Origin of the sequence: Brevundimonas sp. Leaf280 (assembly GCF_001422455.1) — a bacterium.
Lineage (GTDB): Bacteria > Pseudomonadota > Alphaproteobacteria > Caulobacterales > Caulobacteraceae > Brevundimonas.
On sequence record NZ_LMNC01000003.1, the window covers coordinates 215,096 to 240,440 of the forward strand.

General features: G+C 66.5%; 29 protein-coding genes and 1 tRNA gene. 13 read left to right on the forward strand and 17 right to left on the reverse strand.

Annotated features, from left to right (window positions below):
- Window positions 1-29: 29 nt before the first annotated feature.
- Window positions 30-770 carry a hypothetical protein gene (locus tag ASF31_RS07175; protein ID WP_055754016.1) on the forward strand — a complete coding sequence of 247 codons (741 nt, stop codon included), beginning with the start codon at window positions 30-32 and terminating at the stop codon, window positions 768-770.
- On the opposite strand, the gene ASF31_RS07180 is transcribed toward ASF31_RS07175, so the two are convergent.
- The 10 genes from ASF31_RS07180 to ASF31_RS07225 form a co-directional block, all read right to left on the reverse strand.
- Entirely contained in the window at window positions 767-2,128 is a 1,362-nt protein-coding gene (locus ASF31_RS07180; protein ID WP_055754017.1) for a glutamate--cysteine ligase, read from the reverse strand. The genes ASF31_RS07175 and ASF31_RS07180 overlap by 4 nt on opposite strands.
- Window positions 2,129-2,263: 135 nt before the next feature.
- Window positions 2,264-2,983, reverse strand: a complete 720-nt coding sequence (locus ASF31_RS07185; RefSeq protein ID WP_055754018.1) for a 16S rRNA (uracil(1498)-N(3))-methyltransferase — start codon at window positions 2,981-2,983, stop codon at window positions 2,264-2,266.
- An 81-nt stretch (window positions 2,984-3,064) separates the two neighbouring features.
- The gene (locus ASF31_RS07190) at window positions 3,065-3,397 is read right to left on the reverse strand and encodes a GIY-YIG nuclease family protein (RefSeq protein ID WP_055754019.1); all 333 of its coding nucleotides are present in this window, start codon (window positions 3,395-3,397) and stop codon (window positions 3,065-3,067) included.
- A 108-nt stretch (window positions 3,398-3,505) separates the two neighbouring features.
- Window positions 3,506-4,669 (reverse strand): acyl-CoA dehydrogenase family protein, encoded by a 1,164-nt coding sequence (locus ASF31_RS07195; protein ID WP_055754189.1) that lies wholly within the window; start codon window positions 4,667-4,669, stop codon window positions 3,506-3,508.
- A gap of 165 nt (window positions 4,670-4,834) precedes the next feature.
- Window positions 4,835-6,619, reverse strand: a complete 1,785-nt coding sequence (locus tag ASF31_RS07200) for an acyl-CoA dehydrogenase C-terminal domain-containing protein (RefSeq protein ID WP_055754020.1) — start codon at window positions 6,617-6,619, stop codon at window positions 4,835-4,837.
- A 3-nt stretch (window positions 6,620-6,622) separates the two neighbouring features.
- The gene (locus tag ASF31_RS07205; RefSeq protein ID WP_039244783.1) at window positions 6,623-7,105 is read right to left on the reverse strand and encodes a MerR family DNA-binding transcriptional regulator; all 483 of its coding nucleotides are present in this window, start codon (window positions 7,103-7,105) and stop codon (window positions 6,623-6,625) included.
- Between the two features lie 189 nt (window positions 7,106-7,294).
- On the reverse strand, window positions 7,295-7,711 hold the full coding sequence (locus ASF31_RS07210) for a DoxX family protein (RefSeq protein ID WP_055754021.1): 417 nt from the start codon (window positions 7,709-7,711) through the stop codon (window positions 7,295-7,297).
- Window positions 7,712-7,921: 210 nt separating this feature from the next.
- The gene (locus ASF31_RS07215; protein WP_039244779.1) at window positions 7,922-8,140 is read right to left on the reverse strand and encodes a helix-turn-helix transcriptional regulator; all 219 of its coding nucleotides are present in this window, start codon (window positions 8,138-8,140) and stop codon (window positions 7,922-7,924) included.
- A 12-nt stretch (window positions 8,141-8,152) separates the two neighbouring features.
- Window positions 8,153-8,680 carry a DUF2975 domain-containing protein gene (locus ASF31_RS07220; RefSeq protein ID WP_055754022.1) on the reverse strand — a complete coding sequence of 176 codons (528 nt, stop codon included), beginning with the start codon at window positions 8,678-8,680 and terminating at the stop codon, window positions 8,153-8,155.
- Between the two features lie 84 nt (window positions 8,681-8,764).
- Window positions 8,765-10,249, reverse strand: coding sequence for a protein adenylyltransferase SelO family protein (locus ASF31_RS07225; protein WP_055754023.1), 1,485 nt, complete (start codon window positions 10,247-10,249; stop codon window positions 8,765-8,767).
- A gap of 109 nt (window positions 10,250-10,358) precedes the next feature.
- Here ASF31_RS07225 and ASF31_RS07230 point away from each other — a divergent pair, with 109 nt between their 5' ends.
- On the forward strand, window positions 10,359-13,208 hold the full coding sequence (locus tag ASF31_RS07230) for a lipopolysaccharide assembly protein LapB (protein WP_055754024.1): 2,850 nt from the start codon (window positions 10,359-10,361) through the stop codon (window positions 13,206-13,208).
- 78 nt (window positions 13,209-13,286) lie between these two features.
- Here ASF31_RS07230 and ASF31_RS07235 read toward each other — a convergent pair whose 3' ends face one another.
- From ASF31_RS07235 to ASF31_RS07245, 3 genes are all read right to left on the reverse strand, one after another.
- A complete protein-coding gene (locus ASF31_RS07235) occupies window positions 13,287-13,565 on the reverse strand; it encodes an HU family DNA-binding protein (protein ID WP_017506838.1) in 279 nt (92 codons plus the stop codon).
- 114 nt (window positions 13,566-13,679) lie between these two features.
- Complete coding sequence (gene fliP, locus ASF31_RS07240; RefSeq protein WP_039244769.1) at window positions 13,680-14,492, reverse strand: flagellar type III secretion system pore protein FliP; 813 nt, start codon at window positions 14,490-14,492, stop codon at window positions 13,680-13,682.
- Window positions 14,489-14,779 (reverse strand): flagellar biosynthetic protein FliO, encoded by a 291-nt coding sequence (locus tag ASF31_RS07245; RefSeq protein ID WP_055754025.1) that lies wholly within the window; start codon window positions 14,777-14,779, stop codon window positions 14,489-14,491. The genes fliP and ASF31_RS07245 overlap by 4 nt, the downstream gene beginning before the upstream one ends.
- 145 nt (window positions 14,780-14,924) lie before the next feature.
- Here ASF31_RS07245 and flgB point away from each other — a divergent pair, with 145 nt between their 5' ends.
- The 3 genes from flgB to ASF31_RS07260 are packed head-to-tail and all read left to right on the forward strand — an operon-like array spanning window position 14,925 to window position 16,087.
- Window positions 14,925-15,329, forward strand: a complete 405-nt coding sequence (gene flgB, locus ASF31_RS07250; RefSeq protein ID WP_017506835.1) for a flagellar basal body rod protein FlgB — start codon at window positions 14,925-14,927, stop codon at window positions 15,327-15,329.
- Window positions 15,330-15,354: 25 nt separating this feature from the next.
- The gene (gene flgC, locus ASF31_RS07255; protein ID WP_369796239.1) at window positions 15,355-15,774 is read left to right on the forward strand and encodes a flagellar basal body rod protein FlgC; all 420 of its coding nucleotides are present in this window, start codon (window positions 15,355-15,357) and stop codon (window positions 15,772-15,774) included.
- A 10-nt stretch (window positions 15,775-15,784) separates the two neighbouring features.
- A complete protein-coding gene (locus tag ASF31_RS07260) occupies window positions 15,785-16,087 on the forward strand; it encodes a flagellar hook-basal body complex protein FliE (protein ID WP_055754026.1) in 303 nt (100 codons plus the stop codon).
- A 7-nt stretch (window positions 16,088-16,094) separates the two neighbouring features.
- Here the strand turns inward: ASF31_RS07260 and ASF31_RS14285 are convergent, their stop codons facing one another.
- The 3 genes from ASF31_RS14285 to ASF31_RS07275 all read right to left on the reverse strand — a co-directional run bounded on the left by ASF31_RS14285 (window position 16,095) and on the right by ASF31_RS07275 (window position 18,979).
- Entirely contained in the window at window positions 16,095-16,607 is a 513-nt protein-coding gene (locus ASF31_RS14285) for a polysaccharide biosynthesis/export family protein (protein ID WP_235551276.1), read from the reverse strand.
- Between the two features lie 80 nt (window positions 16,608-16,687).
- On the reverse strand, window positions 16,688-18,019 hold the full coding sequence (locus ASF31_RS07270) for an FAD/NAD(P)-binding protein (RefSeq protein ID WP_162233948.1): 1,332 nt from the start codon (window positions 18,017-18,019) through the stop codon (window positions 16,688-16,690).
- Between the two features lie 99 nt (window positions 18,020-18,118).
- Entirely contained in the window at window positions 18,119-18,979 is an 861-nt protein-coding gene (locus ASF31_RS07275; protein ID WP_055754028.1) for a WecB/TagA/CpsF family glycosyltransferase, read from the reverse strand.
- 224 nt (window positions 18,980-19,203) lie between these two features.
- Between ASF31_RS07275 and ASF31_RS07280 the strand changes: the two genes are divergently transcribed.
- From ASF31_RS07280 to ptsN, 8 genes are all read left to right on the forward strand, one after another.
- Window positions 19,204-19,290, forward strand: a tRNA-Leu gene (locus tag ASF31_RS07280).
- 145 nt (window positions 19,291-19,435) lie between these two features.
- The gene (locus ASF31_RS07285; RefSeq protein WP_055754029.1) at window positions 19,436-20,050 is read left to right on the forward strand and encodes a ribonuclease D; all 615 of its coding nucleotides are present in this window, start codon (window positions 19,436-19,438) and stop codon (window positions 20,048-20,050) included.
- A 7-nt stretch (window positions 20,051-20,057) separates the two neighbouring features.
- On the forward strand, window positions 20,058-20,717 hold the full coding sequence (gene lptC, locus ASF31_RS07290; protein WP_045809723.1) for an LPS export ABC transporter periplasmic protein LptC: 660 nt from the start codon (window positions 20,058-20,060) through the stop codon (window positions 20,715-20,717).
- A complete protein-coding gene (locus ASF31_RS07295) occupies window positions 20,714-21,208 on the forward strand; it encodes an LptA/OstA family protein (protein ID WP_055754030.1) in 495 nt (164 codons plus the stop codon). Before lptC ends, ASF31_RS07295 begins: the two co-directional genes overlap by 4 nt.
- A 29-nt stretch (window positions 21,209-21,237) precedes the next feature.
- Entirely contained in the window at window positions 21,238-22,029 is a 792-nt protein-coding gene (lptB, locus tag ASF31_RS07300; protein WP_174087076.1) for an LPS export ABC transporter ATP-binding protein, read from the forward strand.
- Between the two features lie 214 nt (window positions 22,030-22,243).
- On the forward strand, window positions 22,244-23,743 hold the full coding sequence (rpoN, locus tag ASF31_RS07305; RefSeq protein WP_055754031.1) for an RNA polymerase factor sigma-54: 1,500 nt from the start codon (window positions 22,244-22,246) through the stop codon (window positions 23,741-23,743).
- Between the two features lie 74 nt (window positions 23,744-23,817).
- Entirely contained in the window at window positions 23,818-24,462 is a 645-nt protein-coding gene (gene hpf, locus ASF31_RS07310; protein ID WP_055754032.1) for a ribosome hibernation-promoting factor, HPF/YfiA family, read from the forward strand.
- A gap of 78 nt (window positions 24,463-24,540) precedes the next feature.
- Entirely contained in the window at window positions 24,541-25,008 is a 468-nt protein-coding gene (gene ptsN / locus ASF31_RS07315) for a PTS IIA-like nitrogen regulatory protein PtsN (RefSeq protein WP_039244754.1), read from the forward strand.
- Between the two features lie 44 nt (window positions 25,009-25,052).
- Here the strand turns inward: ptsN and ASF31_RS07320 are convergent, their stop codons facing one another.
- Window positions 25,053-25,304 carry a DUF1150 domain-containing protein gene (locus tag ASF31_RS07320; protein WP_017506777.1) on the reverse strand — a complete coding sequence of 84 codons (252 nt, stop codon included), beginning with the start codon at window positions 25,302-25,304 and terminating at the stop codon, window positions 25,053-25,055.
- Between the last annotated feature and the right edge of the window lie 41 nt (window positions 25,305-25,345).

Genomic DNA, 25,345 nt, shown 5'->3' on the forward strand with positions numbered 1-25,345 from the left:
TCGTGCGCCGTCTCGGCTAGGATCGGCGCATGATCTTGCTCCTCGCCGCGATCGCCATGCTCCAATCCCCGCCATCAGGGGACGGGATTGAACCCCTGACCCTGACCAAGGATCGGGCCTGCACGGACGACGGGACTCAGTGCGTCGGTCTGACGCAGCAGACGCGTGACGGCGAGCCGGTCTTCACCCCGATCGTTCGTGCGCCCGACGCCCTGCCGGCCGCGCCGCAAGGGGCGTCGGGCGAGGTGGAAAATTACAAGCCATGGAATGGCCTGATCAGGCTGTCGGACGGCGGGTTTCTGGCCGGGGTCGAGATGGAGAGCCGCAGCATGTATTCCGGCGGCGGCGGACAGGCGACGGAACTGCGGCTCTATCGGCTGGATGCCGACGGCGAGGCCGGCGCCGCACCGGTGCTGACCGTGCCGATCCAGGGTTCGCTGATGATCCGCGCCTGCTTCAGCAAGGAGGACATGACCCAGCGCGCCGGCGCCTGTCACGACGAATACAGTTTCGCTGCGACCCTCACCGCGAGCGACGCGGCGGAGGATGCAATGCCGGTCCTGACCTATGAGACGACGGCGACGGCCTATCCGCGCGGCGCCTCGCGATCCGAGGACTCGCTGGAGAAGCCGCCGCTGAAGCCCGCCGACCTGGTCACCGCGCGCGATCCGAAATGCAGCTTTACCCGCCGGTTCACCTTCGACGCCAAGACGGGCGAATACAAACCGGCCAGCCCGCTGCCCGACTGCTCGGACTACACCGTCCCCTAGTAGGCGAAGTCGGCGTAGATGCGTTTCACATCTCCCTGCCAGGCGCCGTGATACAGGTCCAGCAGGCGTTCGGCCGGGGTGACGCCGCTGTCGGCGATGTCTTCCAGTTCCGACAGATAGCCGCGCTCGTCCACCATGCCGCCCGAGAATTTGGCGCGGTTCTTCAGCCCCTGTTTGGCGATGTTCACCAGGTCGACGGCGATGTCGCGCACCGATCGGCCCGCCACCTCGGCCTTCAGACCCAGGCGCGTCACGTCGCGGCGCAGGCGTTCGTGGTCGGTGATGTCCCAATCCTTGACCAGGTCCCAGGCGGCGGCCAGCGACGGCGCGTCGTACAGAACCCCGGCCCACAGGGCGGGCAGGGCGCAGATCCGGCTCCACGGGCCGCCGTCGGCGCCGCGCATTTCCAGATAGGCTTTCAGTCGCACCTCGGGGAAAAGGGTGGTCAGGTGGTCGTTCCAGTCCTTCAGGGTCGGATACTGGCCGGGCAGGGCGGGCAGTTTGCCGGCCTGGAAATCGCGGAACGACTGGCCCGAGGCGTCGACATAATGGCCGTCGCGCTTGGCGAAATACATCGGCGTGTCCAACGCATAGTCGGCGTAGCGCTCGAAGCCGAACCCCTCCTCGAACACGAAGCCCAGCATGCCGGTGCGGTCGGCGTCGGTGTCGGTCCAGACGTTGGCGCGGGCCGACAGGAACCCGTTAGGCCGTCCCTCGGTGAAGGGTGAGCAGGCGAACAGGGCGGTGGCGATGGGTTGCAGCGCCAAGGAGGTGCGGAACTTCATCACCATGTCGGCTTCGGAATCGAAGTCTAGGTTCGCCTGGATGGTGCAGGTGCGCAGCATCATGTCCAGGCCCAGGGTGCCGACCTTGGGCATATAGGCGCGCATGATGTCGTAGCGGCCCTTGGGCATGACCGGCACCTGTTCGCGCGTCCACAGCGGGTCGAAGCCGGCGCCCAGGAAGCCGACGCCGATCTGGTCGGCGACCTGCTTGACCTCCATCAGGTGCTGGCCGGTCTCGTTGCAGATGTCGTGGATGGTCAGAAGCGGCGCGCCCGACAGTTCGAACTGACCGCCCGGCTCCAGGCTGACGGAGGCGACGAAGCCTTCGCTGTTCCTGCGCTCCAGTCCGATCAGAAAGCCGTTTTCCTCGACGGGCGACCAGCCGAAGCGTTGCAGCCCCTCCAGCATGGCCTTGATGCCGTTCGGGCCGTCATAGGCGGGGCGGGCCAAGGTGGTATTGTCGAAGCCGAACTTCTCGTGTTCGGCGCCGATGCGCCACTGGTCCTTGGGCTTGATCCCCTTGGACATGGCCTCGATGAGGTCGGTCCGGGTCAGCGGCGCGTTGTCGGTCATGCGTCAGTCCCCTGCGGGCGCATCGTAAGCGACCGTGTGTCGCGGCTAGATGGGCAAGATTGCGGCAAGGCTCAAGAGGGCTTTCGTCTTTCCCTGACGCTCGGTCTGCGTCAGCTCGCTGCCTGAGGGGCGGACTTATCGTTCCCAATCACCGACGGCCGCCTGCCACAGGGTCATGGCGGCGATGGCGGCGGTGTCGGCGCGCAGGATGCGCGGGCCCAGCGACACGGCGGTGGTGAAGGGCAGGGACCGCAGCCGCTCGCCCTCTTCCGGCGAGAATCCGCCCTCCGGCCCGATCAGGATGGACCAGGGGCCTTCGCCTGCGTCACGCAGGGACGAGACGGCGGGCGCGCCGCCCGTCTCGTCGCAGAACATCAGCCGGCGTCCGGTCTCCCAGCCGTCCAGCAGGGCATCCAGCTTGATCGGATCATCGACGGCGGGCACGTCCATCCGCCCGGTCTGTTCGGCGGCTTCCTCGGCGATGGCGTCCAGCCGGTCCAGGCGGATACGGTCGGCGTTGGTGCGTTTTGTCAGCACCAGCCGCACCCGTCGCGCGCCAAGCTCGGCGGCCTTCTCCACAATTGTCTCGACGCGAGCCTTCTTCACCACCGCCACGATCAGTTCCAGATCAGGACCGAAGGTCTGGGGTCGCACCTGTTCCTCGGCGCGCAGGATCACGCCCTTCTTCAGCACTTCCGCGACAGTGCAGCGCCACTCCCCATCGCGCCCGTTGAACGCCAGCAGCTCGTCGCCGGCCTTCAAACGCATGACCTGGGTCAGATAACGCGACTGGTCCAAGGTGGGCGCGACGGGAGCGGCGGCGGAAAGGGACTGAGTGACGTGAAGGCGGATCATGGCTCTACATGACGCTTGGGCAATCACTTGTCATCCCGGCCGTAGCGAAGCGAAGAGCCGGGACGGGGCGGGGCTTTATAGTCATCCAAGCCCGGTCGGCGCAGCCGAGCCGGGCTCACCTTTCGCACGCACCTCGCCATAGAGGTCCAGCCAGCGTGGATTGTCTTTCTCGATCAATGCGAACTTCCAATCTCGCAACCATCGCTTGATGCGTTTCTCACGAAGGATCGCCTGGTCGATGTATTGGTGGGTTTCGTACCAGACCAGTTGGTCGATGCCGCGTTCCGCGGTGTAGCCCGGAACCATCCCCGACTTATGCTCGGCGACCCGGCGCACGATGTCGTTGGTGACGCCGACGTAAAGATAGCCGCACGGGCCGCTGGCGAGCAGATAGACATAGAAGTTTTTGACCATGACGGCGTCTCCCGGCTCAACCCTTGCGGGTTGTCCGGGAGCGGTCAAGGCGAATGGCTTGCGTCCCCGATCTTCGCTGCGCTTCGTCGGGGATGACAAGAGGAGGTCTTACAGCGTCCGCGCGATCAGCAGCTTCATGATCTCGTTCGTGCCGCCGTAGATGCGCTGGACGCGGGCGTCCTTGTACAGCTGGGCGATCGGGTACTCGTTCATGTAGCCATAGCCGCCGTGGAGCTGGAGCATCTCGTCGATGGTCTCGCCCTGGATGTCTGTGACCCAGTATTTGGCCATGGAGGCGGTGGCGGCGTCGAGTTTACCCTGCAGATGCAGGCCGATGCAGTGGTCGGTGAAGACCTTGGCGACGGTCAGCTTGGTCTTGACCTCGGCGAGCTTGAACTGGGTGTTTTGGAAGTCGATGACGCGTTTGCCGAACGCCTTGCGCTCCTTGACGTAGGCCAGCGTCGCCTCAAGGCCGCGCTCGGCGGCGGCGACGCCCTGGACGGCGATGTTCAGCCGCTCTTGGGGCAGCTGCTGCATCAGTTGGACGAAGCCCTGGCCCTCGGTCCCGCCGATGATGTTGTCGCCGGGGACCTTCACATCGTTGAAGAACAGTTCGGAGGTGTCGTTGGCCTCCATGCCGATCTTGTGCAGGTTGCGACCACGTTCGAACCCTTCCGCGCCATCGGTCTCGACCACGATCAGCGAGGTGCCCTTGGCGCCCTCGGCCGGATCGGTCTTGGCGACCACGATCAGGAAGTTGGCCAGCTGGCCGTTGGTGATGAAGGTCTTGGAGCCGTTGACGACATAGCCGTTGCCCGACTTGACCGCCGTGGTCTTGACGCCTTGCAGGTCCGATCCGGCGCCCGGTTCGGTCATGGCGATGGCGCCAACCAGTTCGCCCGATTGCAGGCGCGGCAGCCAGCGCTGCTTCTGCTCCTCGGTGCCGTAATGCCAGATGTAGGGCATGACGATCGCATTGTGCAGCGAAATGCCGAAGTGGTCCGCGCCCTTCCAGCCCAGTTGACGCATCAAGACGACCTCGTGCCGATAGTCGCCGCCGAAACCCCCATCCTCTTCCGGCAGCGACAGACCCAGCAGGCCCGCCTCGCCCGCGTCGTTCCACAGCTGACGCGGCACAGACGAGTCGGCGATCCATTGCTGGATCTTCTCAAGCGGCGCGTGCTCGTCGATCCATTTGCCGACGCTGTCGGAGAAGAGGGTGATCTCTTCTTCACGCATGAAATCGGGATCGGGGCTGCCCAGCACGTTCATCATCATGTCTCCTCCCCACTCCGTGGGGAGGGGGACCGCGAAGCGGTGGAGGGGCTCTGTCCACCGCTGGGTTTCAGGAATGAGCGACGGAAAGAGCCCCTCCGTCACGGCGCCGAAGAGGCGCCGCGCCACCTCCCCGCAGAGCGGGGAGGAGACGGTTTGGCCTCAGAACGCCTCGGCCGGCATGGCCATCAGCACGTCGGCGCCGGTCTTCATCTTCTTCAGATGGGCTTCGGCGTCGGGCAGGATGCGCTCGACGAAGTAGCGGCCGGTCTGAAGCTTGGTGGCGTAGTAGGGGTCGGTCGAACCGGCCTCGACTTGGGCTTGAGCCACCTTGGCCATCTGCGCCCACATATAGGCCAGAGCCGTCAGGCCGAAGACGTTCAGATAGTCGGTCGATGCGGCGCCGGCGTTGTCCGGATTGGCCATGCCGTTTTGCATCAGCCACATGGTGCCGTCCTGCAGCTTGGCCTTGGCGTCGGCCAGGCCGTCGACGAAGGGCTTGATGGCCTCATTGCCGCTGTTTTCGGCGACGAAGGCGTCGATTTCGCCGAACCAGGTCATGATGGCGCGACCGCCGTTGGCGGGCAGTTTGCGGCCGACCAGGTCCAGCGCCTGGATGCCGTTGGTGCCCTCGTAGATCATGGTGATGCGGGCGTCGCGCAGATACTGCGAGGCGGTGAAGTGTTCGGTGTAGCCCGAACCGCCGTGCACCTGCATGCCCAGCGAGGCGACGTGGAAGCCCTTGTCGGTCAGATAAGCCTTCAGCACCGGCGTCAGCAGGCCCATGTAATCCTTGGCCTTCTGGGCCACGGCCGCGTCCTCGGACTTCTCAAGGTCGGCGTGCAGCGCGGTCCACAGGATGAAGGCCTGGCCGCCTTCGACGAAGGCCTTGGACTCCAGCAGCATGCGGCGCACGTCGGGGTGGACCATGATGCTGTCGGCCGGGCCGTCCGGGTTCTTCGGTCCGGTCAGCGAACGGCCTTGCAGGCGGTCCTTGGCGAACTCCACGGCGGCCTGATAGGCGGCGGTGCCGATAGCCAGACCTTGCAGGCCGGTGCCGAGGCGCGCCTCGTTCATCACGACGAACATATTGTTCATGCCGCGGCCTTCTTCGCCGATCAGCCAGCCCTTGGCGCCGTCGTACTGCATAACGGCGGTGGCGTTGCCGTGGATGCCCATCTTGTGCTCGAGGCCGGCGCATTCCAGGCTGTTGCGCTCGCCCAGCAACCCGTCCTCATTGACCAGGAACTTGGGCACGACGAACAGCGACAGGCCCTTGATGCCCGGAACCGCGCCTTCGACGCGAGCCAGGACGGTGTGGATGATGTTGTCGGCGAAGTCGTGCTCGCCCGCCGAGATCCAGATCTTCTGGCCGGTGATCGAATAGGAGCCGTCGCCGTTTGGCACGGCCTTGGTGCGCACCATCCCCAGGTCCGTGCCGCACTGCGGCTCGGTCAGGTTCATCGTGCCCGACCATTCGCCGGTCGCCATCTTGGGCAGGTATTTCTGCTTCAGCTCTTCGGAGGCATTGGCGTGGATGCCGGCATAGGCGCCGGCCGTCAGGCCCGGATACATCGAAAAAGCGGCCGAGGCGCCGGCCGTCATCTGACCGAAAGCCGAGGCCACCACGCTGGGCATACCCTGACCGCCGTACGCCGGGTCGGCGGCCAGCGCCATCCAGCCGGCTTCGGACATGGCCTTGTAGGCTTCCTTCCAGCCCTTGGGTCCGGTCACCACGCCGCCCTCGGCCCAGTGACAGCCCTCCTTGTCGCCCGGATTGTTGATCGGGGCGATGACCTCGTCGGCGAACTTGGCGCCTTCTTCCAGGATCTGGCTGACCAGATCCGAAGAGACGTCCTGGAAGCCCGGCTGGTTGGTGTAGCGGTCGATCTCCAGCACTTCATTCAGGATGAAGGTGAAGTCGCGGACAGGCGCCTTGTAGGCCATGGATTACGCTCTTGCTTTGAAGGGGTGGTGGTGGTCGTGGTTGAGACGCGCGCGCAGCAGCTTCTCATAATCTTCGGCCCCCGGCAGCAGGTCGGGGCGATGTTCGGACAGCTTGGACTCCATCCAAGCGCAGGCCTGTTCGGCCGTCTCGATGGCGCCTTCGATATCTTCCAGCTGCTGTTTCAGCGCCGCGATCTGGGCGCGGTGCCGCACCAGGGCCACGGCCATCTGGTGGACGTTGTGATCCTTCTGATCATAGAGATCCATCATGTCCTGGATCTCCTGAAGGGTGAAGCCGATGCGGCGGCCCCTCAGGATCAGTTTCAGCCGGGCGCGGTCGCGCGCGTCATAGACGCGGGTCTGGCCCTTGCGCGCGGGCGTCAGCAGGCCCTTGTCCTCGTAGAATCGAAGCGCGCGCGCCGTGGCGCCGAACTCGCGGCACAGCTGGCGAATGGAATAGGTGCGGTGGTCGTCGGCGGTGGCCATACGCCTTCATAACTTGACGTGCGCGTAAAGGGAAGAGGCTTACGCGCACGTAAGGGTAAGCTTTTCTTTCGCGCCGACGATCAGGCATGAAAAAGCCCGGAGCCTGGGGGGAGGCTCCGGGCGCAAACGCCGGACTGCAGGGGGAGAGGGGTCCGGCGTTCGATCTCTTTCAATCAGGCCCTGCAGCAATCATGCCCTGCGGCGACCCAGTAGCACCGGGACGGTGATGGCCAGCAGGACGGCGTTGACCGCCGCCAGTCCGAAGTCCTGGCTCAGCGCATGGATCATCATCATGGTCGCTTCCATGACGATCAGGCCGACTGCCGCCGTCAGCAGCAGGGGGCGACCCACCCGCCACGAGATCAGCGGGCTCAGCACGCCCATGGCCAGAACGATCTCGACCACGCCCATGCCGCGCACCATGTTCTCGGGCGCGACGGCGGGCCAGCCCATCAGATTGATCAGGTTGGTCATCGGCTCGGTCAGCTTGGCGTAGCCGGCGGCGATGAAGAACATCGCGATCCAGCCCTGCAGCGTCCAAAGGGCGATGTTGGCGTAGGCGGCGCGGTTGCGCGACGGCGCGGTGGTAAAGGTCGAGGTGGTCATCGGGGAGGACGCCTGAAGGTCATGAACGGCTGCGATCCGGCCTTGGGGCGTTCCCCGGGGAGCCGTTCGCTGAAGCCTACATAGCGGCGCTTCAGACGGTTGTCATCATGCGATGACATCAACTGATGACATCAGCTGATGACTTTCTGTTACGGGGCGGGGGCATTGGGCCGATTCCCAATGCCCCACAAGGATTTGCGACGCGCGATTTCAGTCTTCGGGCTGCGGCCCCGGCGTCTGGACGATCAGGTCCCCGGGCTGGCAGTCCAGTTCGCGGCACAGGGCGTCCAGGGTGGAGAAGCGCACCGCGCGGGCCTTGCCGGTCTTCAGGATCGACAGATTGGCCAGGGTGACGCCGACGCGGTCGGACAGTTCGGTCAGGGACATCCGGCGTTCGAGCAGCAGCCGGTCCAGTTGGATCATGATCATGGCGCGCGCTCCTCAGACCGTGGTCAGCTGTTCGTCGCGCATGGCCGACCCCTGCCGGAACACCTCGGCCAGGATGAAGACCACCAGAATGCCCAGCCAGGAGCCCAGGTCGAAGTCATAGTCGGACGGCGACTGGCCGATGCTCTGCGGGGCGACGAAGACCAACAGCAGCGCCGTCAGCTGAATGCCGATCAGACCCAGACCCACGCCTTGCAGTCGTTTGACGTTGGCGAACTCGAAGGCGTCGCCTTGATTGACCGACAGCAGGATGCGTCGCAGCCGGTTGATGATCCACCAGGTGAAGCCGCAGGCCATCGCCGCGCCGAGGAAGGTCAAGCGTCCGGTCCATTGCAGGGTGTTGCTCGGATCCGCGCTCGCGCCCTTCAGCCCGTCGATCAGGCCTGCGCCGAAGCTGGGTACGATCAGGGTGAACAGGAAGACCAGGATCGTCGCGACAGCGCCGATCATCACGAACACATTGACGAAGCCCAGCAGCCAGCGCAGGGCGCTGGCGACGGAATATTTGCCGATCATCTTCATCTCGAAAGCCCTTCCATTCGGGTCGCCCTCCGCGACCGCCTTGGTGACTATCGATATGGATTTATCGATAAACGGGCAAGAAAATTATCGATAAACGAGATGAAGCTTTCGTAAGGTTCGGCGTTGGGCGCTGGACCCCCAGGCCAGACGCGCCGCCTCCAGCCGATCCAGCTTGGCATGAAAGGGAGCCCAGTCGTCGGCTTCGGCGATGGCGGCCCAGATGGCCTCGACCTCGTCGATCAGCATCTCCTCCGGTTCGCGCGCGGCGAACATCGGATGTTCCAGCCGTTCGATCCGGTCCGGTTCGTGTTCCATCAAAGCAAAGCGGAAGGCGTCGAAGGCCTCGCCCTGGTACGATTTCGAACGTGGTCCCGACAGGGCGCGGGCCGAGGAGGCGAAGCCGCCGAACCAGTCGAAGAACAGCGGCTCCCACCGCAGGGCCGCGCCGCCCTCCCGCAACAGGGCCAGGGTCGTATCGACCAACCGCTGATCCGCCGCCTCGCCCAGGCTGTGGACGCCCAGCCGCATCAAAAACGCGGCGCGCAGTTCGCGGATATAGGCGGGACCGAAACCGTTCAGGGCATCCGTCAACGGCTCGACCTCGGCGACCAGCTTCAAGCATCCGGCCAGTTGCGTCAGGTTCCAGAACACCGCCTCGGGCTGGCGCGCGAAGGCGTAGAGGCCCGTCTGGTCGAAATAGGCGGCGGTGAACGCCGGGTCGTATTCGGGCAGGAACCGCCAGGGGCCATAGTCGAAGCTCTCGCCCGTAACGTTCAGATTGTCGGTGTTCAGCACCCCATGCACGAACCCCGCCGCGATCCAGCGCGCGGTCAGTTTCGCCGAGGACTCGACGATGGCGGCCAGCAGACCGGGCGCATCCCCGGCGGCGACGCTCGGGTGATACAGGCTACGCACGTGTTCGATCAGCGCTTTGATCTGGTCCTTGCGGCCCAGATAGGCCGCGCGCTGGAACGTCCCGAACCGCACATGGCTGTGCGACAGTCGCACGAGCACGGCCGACCGCGTCGGCGACGGCTCGTCTCCGCGCTCCAGCGCCTCGCCGGTCTCGATCAGCGAAAAGGCGCGGCTGGTCGGGACGCCTTGCGCCTCCAGCATCGTCGCTGCCAGAACCTCGCGCACCCCGCCCTTCAGCGTCAGCCGCCCATCGCCACCTCGCGACCAGGGCGTTTGGCCGGTGCCCTTGGTCCCTAGATCCATCAATCTTGGCCGATCGCCGCGCTCGCGGAGCGCGGCGGCTCGAGGCGTTTCGCGCATCTGCGCCGTCAGGAACCCTCGCCCGTCGCCCAGATCGGGATTGTAGTGCCGGAACTGATGCCCGTGATAGCGCATGGCGATCGGACCGGGCTGCCCCGGCAGGGGCTCGAACCGCCCGAACGCGGCGATCCATTCCGCCTCGCTCAGCCCCTCCAGCCCGACCTCGGCGGCCGCGCGGTCGTTGCGAAAGCGCAGGACCGTCTTCGGAAAGTCTGCGGCCTGAACCGCATCGGCAAAGTCCGCGCCCAAATCAAAAAAGCGCGGTTCGGGGCGATAGTCGGGAGAGACGGGCATGGCAGGCTAGGTGCGTTCGCGACGCGCGAAGCGCAACCGCTATCCGTAGAACTACGGTGAACGGCGGTTAACCGCGATTAAAGGCCTTGTGCGGCATGGGTCGGGAGATATGTCCGGGGCCTCGCCGACAAAGCGCATCCTGAAGACCACCGTGGCCGCCGCCACGGCGGGCGCCGTCGTGTTCGCGCCCATGGCGCCGCTGGCCCAAGAGGTCGGGCGGTCGCGCGATCCGCTGTCCATCAATATCGGCGCCAACGCCGAGTTCACGCGGGTCGAGTTCGTCGGCGTGATCGGGGTGCGCTCGCGCATCAGCCGCAAGGGCGACAAGGTCGTCGTTCGGCTGGGGACCACCGCCGCGCCCGACGTCTCGCGATTGAAGGTCGATCCGCCGGCCGGGGTGAAGTCGGTCGAGACGCGGCCGAGCCGTGGCGCGGGCGGCACGGACCTGATCCTGACGCTGGAACAGGGCGCAGATGCGCGCTCGGGCGTAGCGGACGGGGCGGTGTGGCTGAACCTTTATGCGCCCGGCAAGGCGCCGGAGGGCGGGGACGCCGCCGCGCCGCAGACGACCAAGGCCGCGGTGCCGGTGCGGGCCGAGACGGCCGGCGGCAAGACCGTTCTGACCTTCGACTGGGGCGCGCCGGTGGGAGCGGCCGTCTTCCGCCGGGGCGATGCGGTGTGGGTCGTGTTCGACACGGCCGCGCGCATGGATATGAGCGGCGCCAAGGCGCTGGGATCGGCCAAGAACGCCCAGTGGGCGGCCGGGCCGGGCTATACGGCCCTGAGGATCGCCGAACCTGAAGGGCTGGGCGTCTCGGCGCAGGGGCAGGGCGGGACCTGGACCGTGACCCTGGGCGGCCCGGACGGTGCGGCGGGCGGGGTCGAGGTCGGCCGGTCCGACGACGGCGCGCCGGTGCTGGTGGCGCAGATGGCCGGAGCGACCAAGGCGGTCTGGCTGACCGATCCGCTGATTGGGGACCGGTTCGCGGCGGTGACGGCCCTGGCGCCCGGCAAGGGTTACGCCGGCGGACGGCGCACGGTCGATCTGAGCCTGATCCCGACGGCGCAGGGCCTGGCGGTCGAAACGGCGGCTGACGACCTGAAGATCGAGGCGGCGGGCGATCTGGTGACGCTGAGCCGGCCCAAGGGGCTGGCCTTGTCGTCGCCGGCGGCCGGGCTGGAGACGGGCGACCACAATGCGGATGCGCCCAAGCGGGCGGCCTATCCGGCGCTGATCGACGAGACCTGGGCCGCGACCGGCGAGGCGGGATTCTCGGACCGCTATCGCCGGCTGCAGGATGCGGCCGGGCTGGAGACGATCGCGGCGGCCGACAATCCGCGCGCGCCGATCGAGGCGCGGATGGCTCTGGCGCGGTTCCTGGTCGGGTCGGGCCTGAACTATGAGGCCATCGGGGTGCTGAACGCCCTGATCGCCAAGGCGCCGAACCTGCAAGGCGAGCCCGAAGTGCGCGGTCTGCGCGGCGTGGCGCGCGTCGGCGTCGGGCGGCTGGAAGAGGCCCAGGTCGATTTCGCGGGCGCGGCCCTGGCCAACGATCCGGCGACCAAGGTCTGGCTGGGCTATATCGCCTCGGAAATGGGCGACTGGGAGGGGGCGCGTCGCAACTTCGCCGCCGGCGCCCCGGCCATCGACAGCTTTCCCAAGGAATGGCGCGCGCGATTCGGCGCGGCCCACGCCATGGCCGCGATCCAGTTGAACGACCTGCCGGCCGCCCAGCAATTGCTGACCTATGTCTTCAGCCAGGATGCGCCGGCGGTCGATCAACTGACCGCGCGTCTGGTTCAGGCGCGGATGTTCGAGCTGAACGGCGACAAGAACCGGGCGCTGGCGATCTACAAGGCCGTGGCGCGCGCGCCGCTGGACGGGATCGCGACGCCGGCGAAACTGGGCGCCGTCAGCCTGGAGCTGGACAAGGGCGCGATCACGCCGGATCAGGCGACGGCCCAGCTGGAACAGCTGAAATGGCGCTGGCGCGGGGATGCGACCGAGATGGCGGTCGTGCGCAAACTGTCGGGCATCTATCTGCAGCAGGGGCGATACCGCGAGGCGCTGGACGCCCTGCGCGGCGCGGGCAAGCGGATGGCGGGCGTGCCGGGCGCAGCCGAGGTGCAGGCGGATCAGGCGAACGCCTTCCGCGCCCTTTTCCTGGACGGGGCGGCGGACGGTTTGCAGCCGGTGCAGGCGCTGGCGCTGTTCTATGACTTCCGCGAACTGACCCCGATCGGGGCGGACGGCGACGAGATGGTGCGGCGTCTGTCGCGCCGGCTGATCGACGTGGACCTGCTGGATCAGGCCGCCGAACTGCTGAAGCACCAGGTGGATGAGCGTCTGGATGGGGTGGCCAAGGCCCAGGTCGCGACCAATCTGGCCACCGTCTATCTGATGGACCGTCAGCCTGAGAAGGCGTTGCAGGCCATCTGGGGGTCGCGCACCACCCTGCTGCCCAATGCGATGAACAGCGAGCGCCGGGCGCTGGAGGCGCGCGCTCTGATGGATCTGGGCCGGTTCGACCATGCGCTGGAGGTGCTGGACCGGGATCAGTCGAACCCGGCGCGCGAGGTGCGGGCCGACATCTTCTGGAAGCAGCAGAAGTGGGGCGAGGCGGCGCCGATCTATGAGGCGCGGCTGGGCGATCGCTACAAGACCGCGACCACGCCGCTGACGCCGGCTGAGGAAAGCTGGCTGATCCGGGCGGGCGTCGGCTATTCGCTGGCGGGCGATCGGGCCGCGCTGCAGCGGCTGAGCGGGCGCTTTGGGCCGATGGTTCCCGGCGCGCGCTCGGCGGCGGCGCTGCGGGTCGCGCTGGACGACAATCTGTCGGGCGTGGCGGGGACGGGCGACTTCGCCAATCTGTCCAGCCAGGCCGACACCTTCGTCGGCTGGGTCAACAGCGCCAAACAGGCGTTCAGAAAAGAAGCTGACGCCAAGAGCGCCGCCTGAAATTGAAACGGGCGGAGATCGCGTCGCGACCCCCGCCCGTCGAGCATTGCCGGTCCTGCATCGCAGGACCGAAAAGGCTTAGCCGTTGACTGCGTCCTTCAGCGGCTTGGAGACGCGGAAGCGCACGGCCTTGGAGGCGGCGATCTTGATGGTCGCGCCGGTAGCCGGGTTGCGGCCTTCGCGCTCAGCGCGATCGGCGGTGTCGAAGACGCCCAGGTTCGAGATGCGGATGTCGCCGCCCGACTTCAGGGTCGAGTGGATGTTTTCGACGATCGCGGTCAGCACCTTGCCGGCGTCGGCCTGCGAAACACCAGCGTCCTTGGCGACGGCGGCGATCAGTTCGGCTTGAGTGGTCATAAGAAGCGTTTCCAGTGTTAGTCGCCCGATTCCGAGCGAGGACCGGGGGATCAACACGGATTTCCATACGCTTTGCAAGCGCCGATGACGCTTAAAGCCATACGGGGCGGGGGATTATCCGGTACCGGACGCCCGCTGGAAGCTCTCGACCAGGCTTCCGGCGACCAATCGCCAGCCGTCCACCAGCACGAAAAAGATCAACTTGAAGGGGAGGGACACCACCACCGGAGGGAGCATCATCATGCCCATGGACATCAGCACGCTGGCCACCACCAGATCGATCACAAGGAACGGAACGAAAAGGAGAAATCCGATTTCGAACGCCTTCTTCAGCTCGCTGATCATGAAGGCCGGGGTGACCACACGCAGGGGCAGGTCCTGGACGTTCTGGGGCGGGTCGATCTTGCTGAGACGGGTGAACAGGGCGAGGTCCCCGCGGTCCACCTGGGCCAGCATGAAGGTTTTTACGGGTTCGGACGCCTGATCGAAGGCCTGGGGCAGTTCGATCTGCTGATCCATCAGCGGACGGATGCCCGAATCATAGGCGTCCTGCCAGGTCGGGGCCATGACGATGGCGCTCAGGAACAGCGACAGAGACACCAAGACGGCGTTCGGCGGCGACTGTTGCAGGCCCAGCGCCGTGCGCAGCAGCGACAGGACCACGATGATCCGCACGAAGCTGGTGGTCATGATGACAATGGACGGCGCCAAGGACAGGACGGTCATCAGACCGACCAGCTGGACCACGCGCTGGGTCAGGCCGGCGCCGGTGCCCAGATCAATGTTCAGGGCCGAGCCGCTTTGCGCCGCCTGCTGAGCCAGGGCCGCGACGGGCCAGGCCAGACAGACCAGGGTGGTGAACAGCGACAGCAGGGCCGCGCGTTTCAGCTCGGCGCCGGTCGGCTTGACGAAGACGGCGGGCTTCACTGGCCGCCTCCCACTTTGCCGACAGGGGGCTGACGCGGTTCGATCAGTTCACGGCCTTCGCCCAGCAGGATCAGCCGCTCCTCGTCGTCGACGCGGACCAGAACGAGGCGACGGGCGGGGTCCAGCACCAGGGTCTCGACGACCTGAAGCCGGCGCTCGCCGCGCTCAGCGTTCAGCCGGGCCAGGATTTGCGGGGCATAGCGGCGCGCAGCCCAGGCCGCGATCCCGATCAGGCCGAGGGTGAAGGCCAGGCCGAAGACCGCCCGGGCGAGATCGAGGAAATTCATGACGCTGCAAAGGCCCCGCGCAGTCCGCGCTCAGGCCGCGAATGTTAACCACCACGGTTAACGACCCGTTGAGATAACCCCCTATTAACCATCCAGGCGGCATTTTCTGCCCATCGCGCGCATTCGCGTCGCACGGGAGATCGCCATGGGCGTCGCCGACATACCGCTGCTGGGGCAGATCAAGGGCCGGCTGGGCTGGCTGGACGCCCGCCAGCGGGTCATCGCCGAGAACGTCGCCAACGCCGATACGCCGGGCTTCGTCGGGCGCGACCTGAAACAGCCGACCGACTTCGCCGCCGCCATGCGCTCGGGCGGGGGTCTGCAGATGGTGCGCACCAATGCGGCCCATATCGCGCCGGCCGGTTCGCCGGTGCGGTTCGCTCCGACCAAGGCACCCGATTCGGAGACCACGCTGGACGGCAATTCGGTGGTGGTCGAAGAGCAGATGCTGAAGATGGCCGAAAGCCGCATGGCCTATGACGCCGCCATCGGCTTCTACCAGAAATCCATGTCCATGATCCGCATGGCCGCCAAGCGGCCGGGCGCCTGAGCCGATGGCCGAGAAGGACTGACCCATGCCTGATCCCATCCCCCCTTCGAACAGCGCCATGGCGGTGGCGGCCTCGGCCCTGAAGGCGCAGCAGTCGCGCATGCGCGTGATCGCCGAGAACATCGCCAACGCCCAGTCGACGGCGCGCACGCCGGGCGGCGAGCCCTATCGCCGCCAAATCCCGGTCTTCCAGGCGCGCGAGGTCGATGGGGCGACCGGTGTCACCCTGGCCGAGGTTCGGCCCGACCAGGGCGACTTCAAGATGGACTATGACCCGTCGCACCCGGCCGCGAACGCGCAAGGGTATGTAATGCGGCCCAATGTCGACACCCTGGTCGAGGCGATGGACATGCGCGAGGCGCAGCGCGCGTATGAGGCCAATCTGAACGTCATCGAGACGGCGCGGTCGATGGATAGCCGCACCCTCGACATCATCAAACGCTGAGGACTAGGCCATGAATCCGATGATGGCCGCCAAGGCCTATGCCGCCGTCCAGGGCGGCGCTATGCCGACAGGAGCCCAGGCGCCCGGCGTCGGGGACGGCGGCTTCGCCGACCTGGTCAAGAACGCCATGACCGACATGACCCAGCAATCGCGCGCGGCCGAAACCCAGATGACCCGCTCGGTCCAGGGCCAGGGCAATCTGATCGATGTGGTCACGGCGCTGAGCTCGGCCGAGGCATCGCTGGAAACGGTGATCTCGGTCCGCGATCAGGTGATTTCCGCCTATAAGGAAATCATGGCGATGCCGATCTGACAGCGGGTTAGAAGTAGCGTTCGCCGATCCGCAAAGTGTCGCCGGGCGAAACACGCGCATCGGCGGTCAGCGGCTGGGCTTCTTCGACCTGTGATCCGGCGCGACGCACGAAGACGCGGCGCGTGTTGGCGCGATAGGTGAAGCCTTGCGCCGTCGCCACGGCGTTCAGCACCGTCAGGTCCGGCAGATAGGGGTATTCTCCCGGCCGATTGACCTCGCCCAGGATGTAGATCGGCCGATAGGCCAGGACCTGGGCGGTGACGCGCGGCTGGTTCAGATAGCCCTGGCTCAAGGCTTGAGCGACGGCGTCCTGAAGCTGGGCGCCCGTCAGGCCGGCAGCCTGGACCTCGCCGATCAGCGGCAGGGCGATCCGGCCGCTGGCGTCGATCACGAACTCGCCGCCCAGCGCCGCCTCGCCGAAGACGTCGATGCGCACCTTGTCTGCGGAGGCGAGGCGATAGTCCGATACGCTCTGAGGCGCAAAGGCCGTCAGGCCCAGCGACAGGATCGCGACCAGCAAGTCGATGCCTCTTCTTGCCCCCACTGTCATCGCCCCTGATCGTTCAGGGTGTGTAATCTAAACGTGTCGGTTGTTCCAGTCTAGGGGCGGTCCGACAGGATACGGGCGGCGAGATCGCGGGCCTGGCCGCGCAGGTCGGGCACGGCCGTCATCTCCCAGAAGGCGCCGCGCGTCAGGGGGCCGATGGCGTGAAGACCGCGCGCTGGGGCGCCTGCGCCGTCCAGCAGACCGCCCTCGTCATCGACCTGCAGGCCCAGGCCCAAGGGGTCGAGGCGACCGTAACCCTTGTCCAGGATGTCGCGGATCATCGGCTCGGTGCTCTTGGAGATCACGCCCAGCGGCCCGGTGCAGTTCACGACCAGGTCGAACCGCTCCTTGATGGCGCGCTTTTTTCCGCGTGGACGCCACGAGACCTCGATGACGTCGGTGGCCTTCAGCTCGGTCAGCTTGCCGGCCAGGATCGTCAGTTCGCCGCCGGCCAGCATGGAATGGATGTCGCGCGCCGGGCCGGGCGACAGGCGGTGGCGATGCACATCCCACAGGGGGCGCAGATGGCGCAGGAAGCGGCTGCGCTCCACCCGCGACCAACCTCGCCAAATGTCGCGCGCGGAATGGCGCAGGCGGTCGAACACGGCGCGCCAATCGGCCTCGGCTGTCGCGGCGCGGATCTGGCGCAGGATTTCGGCCGGGCTGCCCGAAAACGCGCCGACATAGGGCGTGGGCTGAACGGTCGCGTGGGCGCGAGGCAAAAGGCCGTGACGCGACAGGGCGGTCAGCCTACGGCCTGGCCGGCGCAGGGTGATGGCCGCATCCACCATCGTCAGGCCCGAACCGATCAGCAGGACGTTGCGGGCGTCGCGCGCCGTCTGAGGATCGAACCGCCAGGGGTTTTCGACATAGGCAGGGGAGGCGCGCACCGCGTCCTCGACGCCGGGGGGCGAGGCGGGCTCCAGATTGCCCAGCGCCAGCACGACCTGATCGGCCGCGATCTGTCCGTCGCTGGTCACGATGCGCCAGCCGTCGTCCCGGCGATCGATGGACTGCGCCTCGGCGCCGATCAGGTTCAGTCGGTCGGGGGCGTCGTCCAGCGCCTCGTCCAGCAGGGCCTGAAGATAGTCCCCATAGACGCCGCGGGTGATGAAGCCGTCCTGGGCGCGCCACGACGGCTGTTCGGCCAGCCAGTCGGCGAGGTGGCTGGGCTGGTCGGGAAAGGCGCTCATATTGTCCAGGCGGACGTTCAGCAGATGGCCGGGATTTCCGGTGTCATAGGCGGTGCCGGGACCGAAAACGCCGCGCCGTTCGATCAGGGTGACGCGCACATCGCGCGAGGCCTTCAGCAGATTGACGGCGGTCAGCAAGCCGCTGAAACCCGCGCCGACAATGGCGACATGCGGTCCATTCTGCTGCGGCACGCGCACCCCCGTTTTTCGTTTCCGTCGCTGTCGATAACACGCGGCGGTCCAGAGGGATCATGGCGATAAATATCTATCTGGCCAGTAGGAATAACGTGATCAGCGGCTGCGACCTCTGGTCTTGCGGATGTCGCGCAGGGCCAGAGGGAGCAGCGTCCAGGGCTCGACGCAGTAGCGGACGAACAGCCGTTTCGGATCGTGCAGCAGGCGATAGGCCCATTCGATGCCGGCGCGTCCCATCCAGCGCGGGGCCGCGCTTTGAACACCCGCCTCATAGTCGAAGGCGGCGCCGACCGACAGGGTGACGCAATCGGGCAGGCGCTCGAAATTGTCGGCGATCCAGAGCTCCTGGCGCGGCATTCCCATGCCGACGAACAGGATGTGGGGCTGGAAGGCCGTGATGCGATCCAGGACGGCGGCGTTCTCGGACGAACCGGGGCGGGCGTCGAAGAAGCCGTGGTGGATGGCGATGTCGGCGTCCGGATAGCGGAGCTTCAGCCGGCGGGCCGCCTCGTCGCCGACGCCGGGCGCGCCGCCGACGGACAGGACGCGCCAGCCCTGACGGTTCGCCACGCTCCAGAAATGGTCGCGCCAGTCCAGATAGGTGCAGCGGTGACAGCCCCGGCTGTGCAGGCCCAGGGCGCGCGAGAAGGCCAGCAGCGGTGTCGAATCGACCTCGATCAGATCGGCCTTGTCGTAGAAGGCGCCGAGTTCAGGCCGCTTCTGCATCAGATAAAGGCTGTGCAGGTTGTGATTGGCGATCAGGCTCTTTTCACCCTGTCGCACCGCCTGCTGAATCTGGTGCAGCACCTCTTCCGGCTTCACCAGATCCATCGGTTGCCCCAGGATCGTGACCCGCTCGTGGGCGCGGCGGTTCTGGCGAAACGGCGCGCGCGGCCGGGCGCGACGCTCCGTGACGACGCGCTCTGGCGCAGAGGGGCTGAGAGACGGGTCCGCCATCAGGCGCTTCTAGGCGACCTGGCCTCAAGACGGGGTTAGAAAACAGGCTTAGCGCCCATTAAGTCGCCACCGAACGCGGATCGAAAACGACGTGCGGCCAGGCTTGCCGCGCTGCGTGCGCAAGAAATCTCGCAAAGGCGAAAAATCCTTATTGACCCCGCCCGGAGCCTCCCTTAGAGGTCCGCGCCTTCCCGATGGAAACGCCGCAAGGCGCTGCCGACGGGGCCCAGATGGCGGAATTGGTAGACGCGCTGGCTTCAGGTGCCAGTGGCTTAACGGCCGTGGAGGTTCGAGTCCTCTTCTGGGCACCATCATTCAGAAAGCGCTGCATCGAAAGATGCGGCGCTTTCTTTGTTTTAGCCTATCGTCTCGCGCGCGTCTCTCCGCTGTTTGAGGCCCGTTCGTGGTTGAGCTTGCCCGTTTCGCGCGCCGCGTTCGCCGTGTAAGAGCCTGAGCATGACCGTTTACCTGCATGAGGGCGACCTGCCCGACGATCTGGACCTGGGGTCCGAGGTCGCCATCGATTCCGAGACCATGGGCCTGCGCTTCCGCCGCGATCCGCTGTGCGTGGTGCAGCTGTCGTCCGGCGACGGCAACGCCCATGTCGTGCGGATGCGGCGGCCGGATTACGACTGTCCGAATCTGAAGCGGGTGCTGACCGACCCGGCGGTGACCAAGATCTTTCACTTCGGCCGGTTCGACATCGGCATGTTCCTGCTGCACCTCGGCGTCGAGACGCGGCCGGTCTACTGCACCAAGATCGCCTCCAAGCTGGCGCGGACATACACTGATCGCCACGGGCTGAAGGACGTGGTGCGCGAGACGGTGGGCGTGGACCTGTCCAAGGCGCAGCAGTCCTCGGACTGGGGCGCCGAGACGCTGAGCCCGGCGCAGCTGGACTATGCGGCGTCGGACGTCCTGTATCTGCACGCGGCCAAGGCCAAGCTGGACATGATGCTGGCGCGCGAAGGGCGAACCGAACTGGCCGCCAAATGTTTCGACTTCCTGCCGACACGGTCGGCGCTCGACCTGGCAGGCTGGGACGAGACCGACATCTTCGCCCACAGCTGAGGCGCGCTTGACCGAACACGGCGAACAGTCCCGCATCGAGGCCGACGAGGCCAGGGTCGCCCTGGCCGGCGCCCGCTGGCGCGCGCGCTCGCGGCGGGTGAAGCTTTATCGCCGCGTCCTGCCGATCGTCATCCTGGTGCTGGCGGGCGGCGCCCTGACCTGGACCGTGTTCCGCACCGTCATGTCGGGGGTGGAGCGCAAGGCCAGCCAGAGCCAGGAAGTTCGCCTGGACGCCCCCCTGTTCCACGGTCAGGACGCGCAAGGGAGAGCCTTCACCGTCGGCGCGCAAGGCGCCGTGCGCGATCCCAATACCGGCAAGTTCAAACTGATCGGCCCGGCGCTGAAGCTGAACCTGGGCGGGCGCAAGGTCACGGAACTGACCGCCGACGGCGGCATCTATGATGAGCAGGCCAAGACGGTGACGATCGGTCCGAACGTGCGCATTTCGGACGGGGGAACGGGCTTCGTCCTGACCACGCCCGAGGCGGTGGTCGACACCTCGACCGGAAACGTCACCGGTTCAAAGGGCGTTCAGGGTTCCGGCCCTATTGGAACCATCAACGCATCGTCCTATGCGATCTACGATCAGGGACAGCGCGTCGTGTTCGACGGCGCAGGCGACAACAAGGTGAAGGGCGTTCTGACGCCCAAGGGGTCAGGCGGATGATCGTGACGAAGATTTCGAAGGCGCTGGCTGTCGTCGCGGCGGCGGCCGTCGTCGGCATGCCGGCCCTGGTGGACGCGCAGGCTCAGGCGACCAATCAGCCCGTCGCCTATGGCGCAGACTCGGTCGAATACGCCCCCAACCGCATCATCCTGCGCGGCCGGGCCGAGGCGACGCAGGGCGGCAACCGCTTCCGCGCCGACACCCTGACCTTGGTCAGCGGCGAGGGCGGCGATCTGCAACGCGCCGAGGCCAGCGGCACCGTCTATTTCGTGACGCCCGACCAGTCGATGCGCGGCGACCGCGCCGTCTATAATCTGGGCAACGGCGAGATCGTGGTGACGGGCAACGTCATCCTGACCCAGGGTAAGAACGTCCTGACCGGCTCGCGCCTGGTCTACAACATCAACACCGAGACCGCCCGCATGGACGGCGCGCCGCGCGGCGCCGCCGGAAGCCGCGTGCAGGGCGTCTTCTATCCCAACTCGAACTGAGGCCGTCTGGCCGTCACGGACCTGAGCATTTGGCGCGCAAGGAACTGTCAGCCCTGAACCTGGACGAGCGGCCGCAGCCGGCCGCCGTGGCGCCCGCGCCTGCGGAAAAGGGCCTGCGGGTGATGAACCTGGCGCGGTCGTTCGGCCAGCGTCAGGTCGTGCGCGACGTGTCCCTGACGGTCCAGCGCGGCGAGGTCGCGGGCCTGCTTGGCCCGAACGGCGCGGGCAAGACCACCTGCTTCTACATGATCACCGGCCTGATCCCGCCGGATTCGGGCGCGATCTGGCTGGACGGCGAGAACATCACCGGCCAGCCGATGTATCAGCGCAGCCGCATGGGCCTGGGTTATCTGGCGCAGGAGGCCTCGATCTTTCGCGGCATGACGGTCGAGCAGAACGTCAAGGCGGTGGTCGAGCTGAACTATCCGCGCGACCAGATCCGCGCCGAGACCGACCGGCTGCTGAACGAACTGCACATCGACCATCTGCGCCATGCGCGGGCCACGGCGCTGTCGGGCGGCGAGCGTCGGCGAGTGGAGATCGCGCGGGCGCTGGCCGGACGGCCGTCCTTCATGCTGCTGGACGAACCCTTCGCCGGCATCGACCCCCTGGCCATCGCCGACATCCGCACCGTGATCCGCTATCTGGCCAGCCAGGGCATCGGCGTGCTGATCACCGACCACAATGTGCGTGAGACCCTGGACATCACCGACCGGGTGTCGATCATCTCGAACGGCGCGGTGCTGTTCGAAGGCACGTCCGACGAGGCGATCCACGACGCCGAAGTGCGCCGGGTGTATCTGGGCGAAAACTACATCTGACGATTAGCGGTGGAGGGGCTCAGTGAGTCCCACCGGCGCTTTCAAGACGGTGAAGAGCCGCTCCGTCACGGCGCGAAAAGCGCCGCGTCACCTCCCCATCGTTGCGCGAACAGGAGGAGACAAAAAGCGCGTTCGTCTCGCGTTAACCGGTTCGGCGACATTCTGTCCCAGCAAGTTCCGGGCCACTCGGCGGCCGGGCGGGAAGATTTCGAACGTGATCGGGCAACGGTTAGAGGTCAGGCAGGGGCAGGGGCTGGTCATCACGCCCCAGCTGCAGCAGGCGATCAAGCTGCTGCAACTGTCGAACCTCGAGCTGGAGGACTTCGTCGAGGCCGAGCTGGAACGCAATCCGCTGCTGCAACGCGAAGAGCCGGAGGGCGAGACGCCCGAGCCGGTCGAGCGCGCGGAGGCGACGGCGGACGGTGAAATGTCGTTCGGCGACGGGGTCGGCCATGAGGCTGTGTCCGGCATGGATGCGGGTTCGGACGATGTCTATGGCGACGCCGCGCCGGGCGAGCGCACCAGCGACCGGATGACTGACGAAGCCCAGCCTGGGCTGTCGGACTGGTCCAGCGCCGGCAAGGGCGGCCAGATGTTCGAGGGCGAGGGCGAGCGGCCCGACGCGCACGAGTTGACACTGTGGGAGCATCTTCAGGCCCAGGCGTCGAGCGCGGGCCTGACGCCGGCCGACCACGGCATCGCCCTGACCCTGATCGATGCGACCGACGAGGGCGGCTATCTGCGCGGAGAACTGACCGAATTCGCCGACCGGCTGGGCGTGCCGCTGGAGCGGATCGAGGCGGTGCTGAGCGTTTGTCACGGCTTTGAGCCGACCGGGATCATGGCGCGGTCGGTGCCGGAATGCCTGAAACTGCAACTGATCGAGCGCAACCGGTTCGATCCGGCGATGGCGGTTCTGTTGGACAACCTGGACCTGCTGGCCAAGCGCGATCTGGCGGGCCTGCGCCGCGTCTGCGAGGTCGATGGCGAGGATCTGACCGACATGATCGCCGAACTGCGGGCGCTGACGCCGCGTCCGGGCGCAGGCTTCGGCGGCGAGCCGGCGCAAACGGTCGTGCCCGATGTGCATGTACGGCCCGATCCCGCCGGCGGCTGGCGGGTCGAGCTGAACGCCGACACCCTGCCGCGCTTGCTGGTCGACAAACGCTATCACGGCCTGGTTCAGGCCGGCGCGCGATCGGACACCGAAAAGACCTTCGTCGCCGACTGCGCCGCCCAGGCCAACTGGCTGGTCAAGTCGCTGGATCAGCGGGCCAAGACCATTCTGAAGGTCTCATCCGAGATCGTGCGCCAGCAGGACGCCTTTCTGGCCTTCGGCGTCGAGTTCCTGAGGCCGCTCAATCTGAAGACCGTCGCCGACGCCATCGGCATGCACGAATCGACCGTCAGCCGCGTCACCTCGAACAAATTTATCGCCACGCCGCGGGGCGTGTTCGAGCTGAAATTCTTCTTCACCGCCGCCATCCAGTCGGTGGATGGCGCATCGACCCATTCGGCCGAAGCCGTCCGTCACAAGATCAAATCCATGATCGACGGCGAGGGGGGTGAGGGTGACGTTTTGTCCGACGACCGGATCGTGGAAATCCTGAAGGAAACGGGCATCGACATCGCCCGCCGCACCGTGGCCAAATATCGGGAAGCCTTGAGGATTCCGTCCTCGGTCGAGCGCCGCCGGATGATGAAGACCGGCTGACATCCACAGCCAAGCGTGACCACAAATCGGTGATCTGGATTGACACCAAATCGGGTCGGGCGCGTTCTATCGGCATGCAAGTCCAAGTCAGCGGCAAGCAAGTGGATGTCGGCGAAGCGTTAGGCTCGCGCATCTCCCAGGAACTCGAAGACGGGGTCGGAAAATACTTCGCCCGAGGCGGTGAAGACGCCGAGGTCGTGGTGTCCAAGGACGGCCACAACTTCAAGGTGGACTGTTGGGTCCGCCTCGCGTCGGGCCAGACCCTGGTGACGACCGGAATGGGCGGCGACGCCCACTCGGCCTTCACCGAGGCGCTGGATCGGCTCGAAAAGCGGGTTCGCCGCTACAAGCGCCGGCTCAAGGACCACCACATCGGACCCAAGGGTCTGTCGCCCGAGAAGACCGAAAACGCCGCCCGCGAAGTCGCACGCAGCATCGTGCTGCGTGATCCCGACAGCGTGGAAGACGATGTCTTCGGCGACACCGGCGAGAACGACGGCCCGCCGCCGGTGGGCATGGTCATCGCCGAGACCGAGCACGAAATCCGCACCATCACGGTCGGACGGGCTGTGCTGGAACTGGACATGACGGGCTATCCGGTCGTGCTGTTCCGCAACGCGGCCCACGGCGGTCTGGCGGTCGTCTATCGTCGCCCTGACGGCAATGTGGGATGGATCGATCCCGAACGGACGGCCAAGTCCAACGGTTCGGTGAACTAAGCCTCAGTTTGACTTCGGCGCGGTTGTCTCTAAACGGGCGGCCGCGCCGTTGTCTGCTGCGTGTATCGAGGTTGTGTAATGGACATCGGTGATCTGCTCGCGCCCAAGGGCGTGGTGCTGCGCAGCGGCGCGTCGTCCAAGCGACAGGCGCTTCACGCGCTGGCGGAGGCGGCGTCGCATGCGCTGGGCCTCGACGAAGCCCGCATCTTTGACGCCTTGATGGAGCGCGAGACGCTGGGATCGACCGGGCTGGGGTCCGGGGTCGCGGTGCCGCACGCACGTCTCACCGAGGTCGAGAAGGTGACCGCGGTGTTCGTGCGGCTGGATACGCCTGTGGCCTATGATGCGGTGGACGACCGGCCGGTCGATCTGATCGTCGGCCTGTTTGCCCCGCCCAAGGCGGGCGCCGAGCATCTGCGCGCATTGGCGGCGGTGTCGCGCGCGCTACGGTCGCCCGAACTGCGTGAGCAACTGAGACAGGCGCGCACGACCGATGCGATCCGCGCCCTGTTCGTCAAGGACGCCACGGCCGCGACGGCGGCCTGAACGGCGTCATGAACGGCGGCGCCTGCGCGCCGCCATCCATCAGATCAGTGAACGGAAACCGGCTCCAGCTCATGCGCCACGGCGGCGGCGAAGGCGGTGTCGCGGTCGATCATGACCGCCAGACGCTCGCCGTCGGCGCTATGAACGGCATAGAGCATCTGGCCGGGGTTCAGATCCACGTCCTTGATCTCGACCGCCTCTTCAAGCAGGTCCGAGGCCTTGATCTCGCGCACATACACGAGGTCGGGGGCGCCCAGTCCGGCAAAGTCTTCCTTGGTCATCGTCATCGGCGTCATTAGGACCGCCTCCTTCATATTTGACAACGCCCGGATCGCCG

Coding starts and splice junctions, on each gene's coding strand:
- ASF31_RS07175 (WP_055754016.1), top strand. CDS start 30: ATGATCTTGCTCCTCGCCGCGATCGCCATGCTCCAATCCCCGCCATCA.
- ASF31_RS07180 (WP_055754017.1), bottom strand. CDS start 2,128: ATGACCGACAACGCGCCGCTGACCCGGACCGACCTCATCGAGGCCATG.
- ASF31_RS07185 (WP_055754018.1), bottom strand. CDS start 2,983: ATGATCCGCCTTCACGTCACTCAGTCCCTTTCCGCCGCCGCTCCCGTC.
- ASF31_RS07190 (WP_055754019.1), bottom strand. CDS start 3,397: ATGGTCAAAAACTTCTATGTCTATCTGCTCGCCAGCGGCCCGTGCGGC.
- ASF31_RS07195 (WP_055754189.1), bottom strand. CDS start 4,669: ATGAACGTGCTGGGCAGCCCCGATCCCGATTTCATGCGTGAAGAAGAG.
- ASF31_RS07200 (WP_055754020.1), bottom strand. CDS start 6,619: ATGGCCTACAAGGCGCCTGTCCGCGACTTCACCTTCATCCTGAATGAA.
- ASF31_RS07205 (WP_039244783.1), bottom strand. CDS start 7,105: ATGGCCACCGCCGACGACCACCGCACCTATTCCATTCGCCAGCTGTGC.
- ASF31_RS07210 (WP_055754021.1), bottom strand. CDS start 7,711: ATGACCACCTCGACCTTTACCACCGCGCCGTCGCGCAACCGCGCCGCC.
- ASF31_RS07215 (WP_039244779.1), bottom strand. CDS start 8,140: ATGATCATGATCCAACTGGACCGGCTGCTGCTCGAACGCCGGATGTCC.
- ASF31_RS07220 (WP_055754022.1), bottom strand. CDS start 8,680: ATGAAGATGATCGGCAAATATTCCGTCGCCAGCGCCCTGCGCTGGCTG.
- ASF31_RS07225 (WP_055754023.1), bottom strand. CDS start 10,249: ATGCCCGTCTCTCCCGACTATCGCCCCGAACCGCGCTTTTTTGATTTG.
- ASF31_RS07230 (WP_055754024.1), top strand. CDS start 10,359: ATGTCCGGGGCCTCGCCGACAAAGCGCATCCTGAAGACCACCGTGGCC.
- ASF31_RS07235 (WP_017506838.1), bottom strand. CDS start 13,565: ATGACCACTCAAGCCGAACTGATCGCCGCCGTCGCCAAGGACGCTGGT.
- ASF31_RS07245 (WP_055754025.1), bottom strand. CDS start 14,779: ATGAATTTCCTCGATCTCGCCCGGGCGGTCTTCGGCCTGGCCTTCACC.
- flgB (WP_017506835.1), top strand. CDS start 14,925: ATGGGCGTCGCCGACATACCGCTGCTGGGGCAGATCAAGGGCCGGCTG.
- flgC (WP_369796239.1), top strand. CDS start 15,355: ATGCCTGATCCCATCCCCCCTTCGAACAGCGCCATGGCGGTGGCGGCC.
- ASF31_RS07260 (WP_055754026.1), top strand. CDS start 15,785: ATGAATCCGATGATGGCCGCCAAGGCCTATGCCGCCGTCCAGGGCGGC.
- ASF31_RS07275 (WP_055754028.1), bottom strand. CDS start 18,979: ATGGCGGACCCGTCTCTCAGCCCCTCTGCGCCAGAGCGCGTCGTCACG.
- ASF31_RS07285 (WP_055754029.1), top strand. CDS start 19,436: ATGACCGTTTACCTGCATGAGGGCGACCTGCCCGACGATCTGGACCTG.
- ASF31_RS07295 (WP_055754030.1), top strand. CDS start 20,714: ATGATCGTGACGAAGATTTCGAAGGCGCTGGCTGTCGTCGCGGCGGCG.
- hpf (WP_055754032.1), top strand. CDS start 23,818: ATGCAAGTCCAAGTCAGCGGCAAGCAAGTGGATGTCGGCGAAGCGTTA.
- ptsN (WP_039244754.1), top strand. CDS start 24,541: ATGGACATCGGTGATCTGCTCGCGCCCAAGGGCGTGGTGCTGCGCAGC.
- ASF31_RS07320 (WP_017506777.1), bottom strand. CDS start 25,304: ATGACGCCGATGACGATGACCAAGGAAGACTTTGCCGGACTGGGCGCC.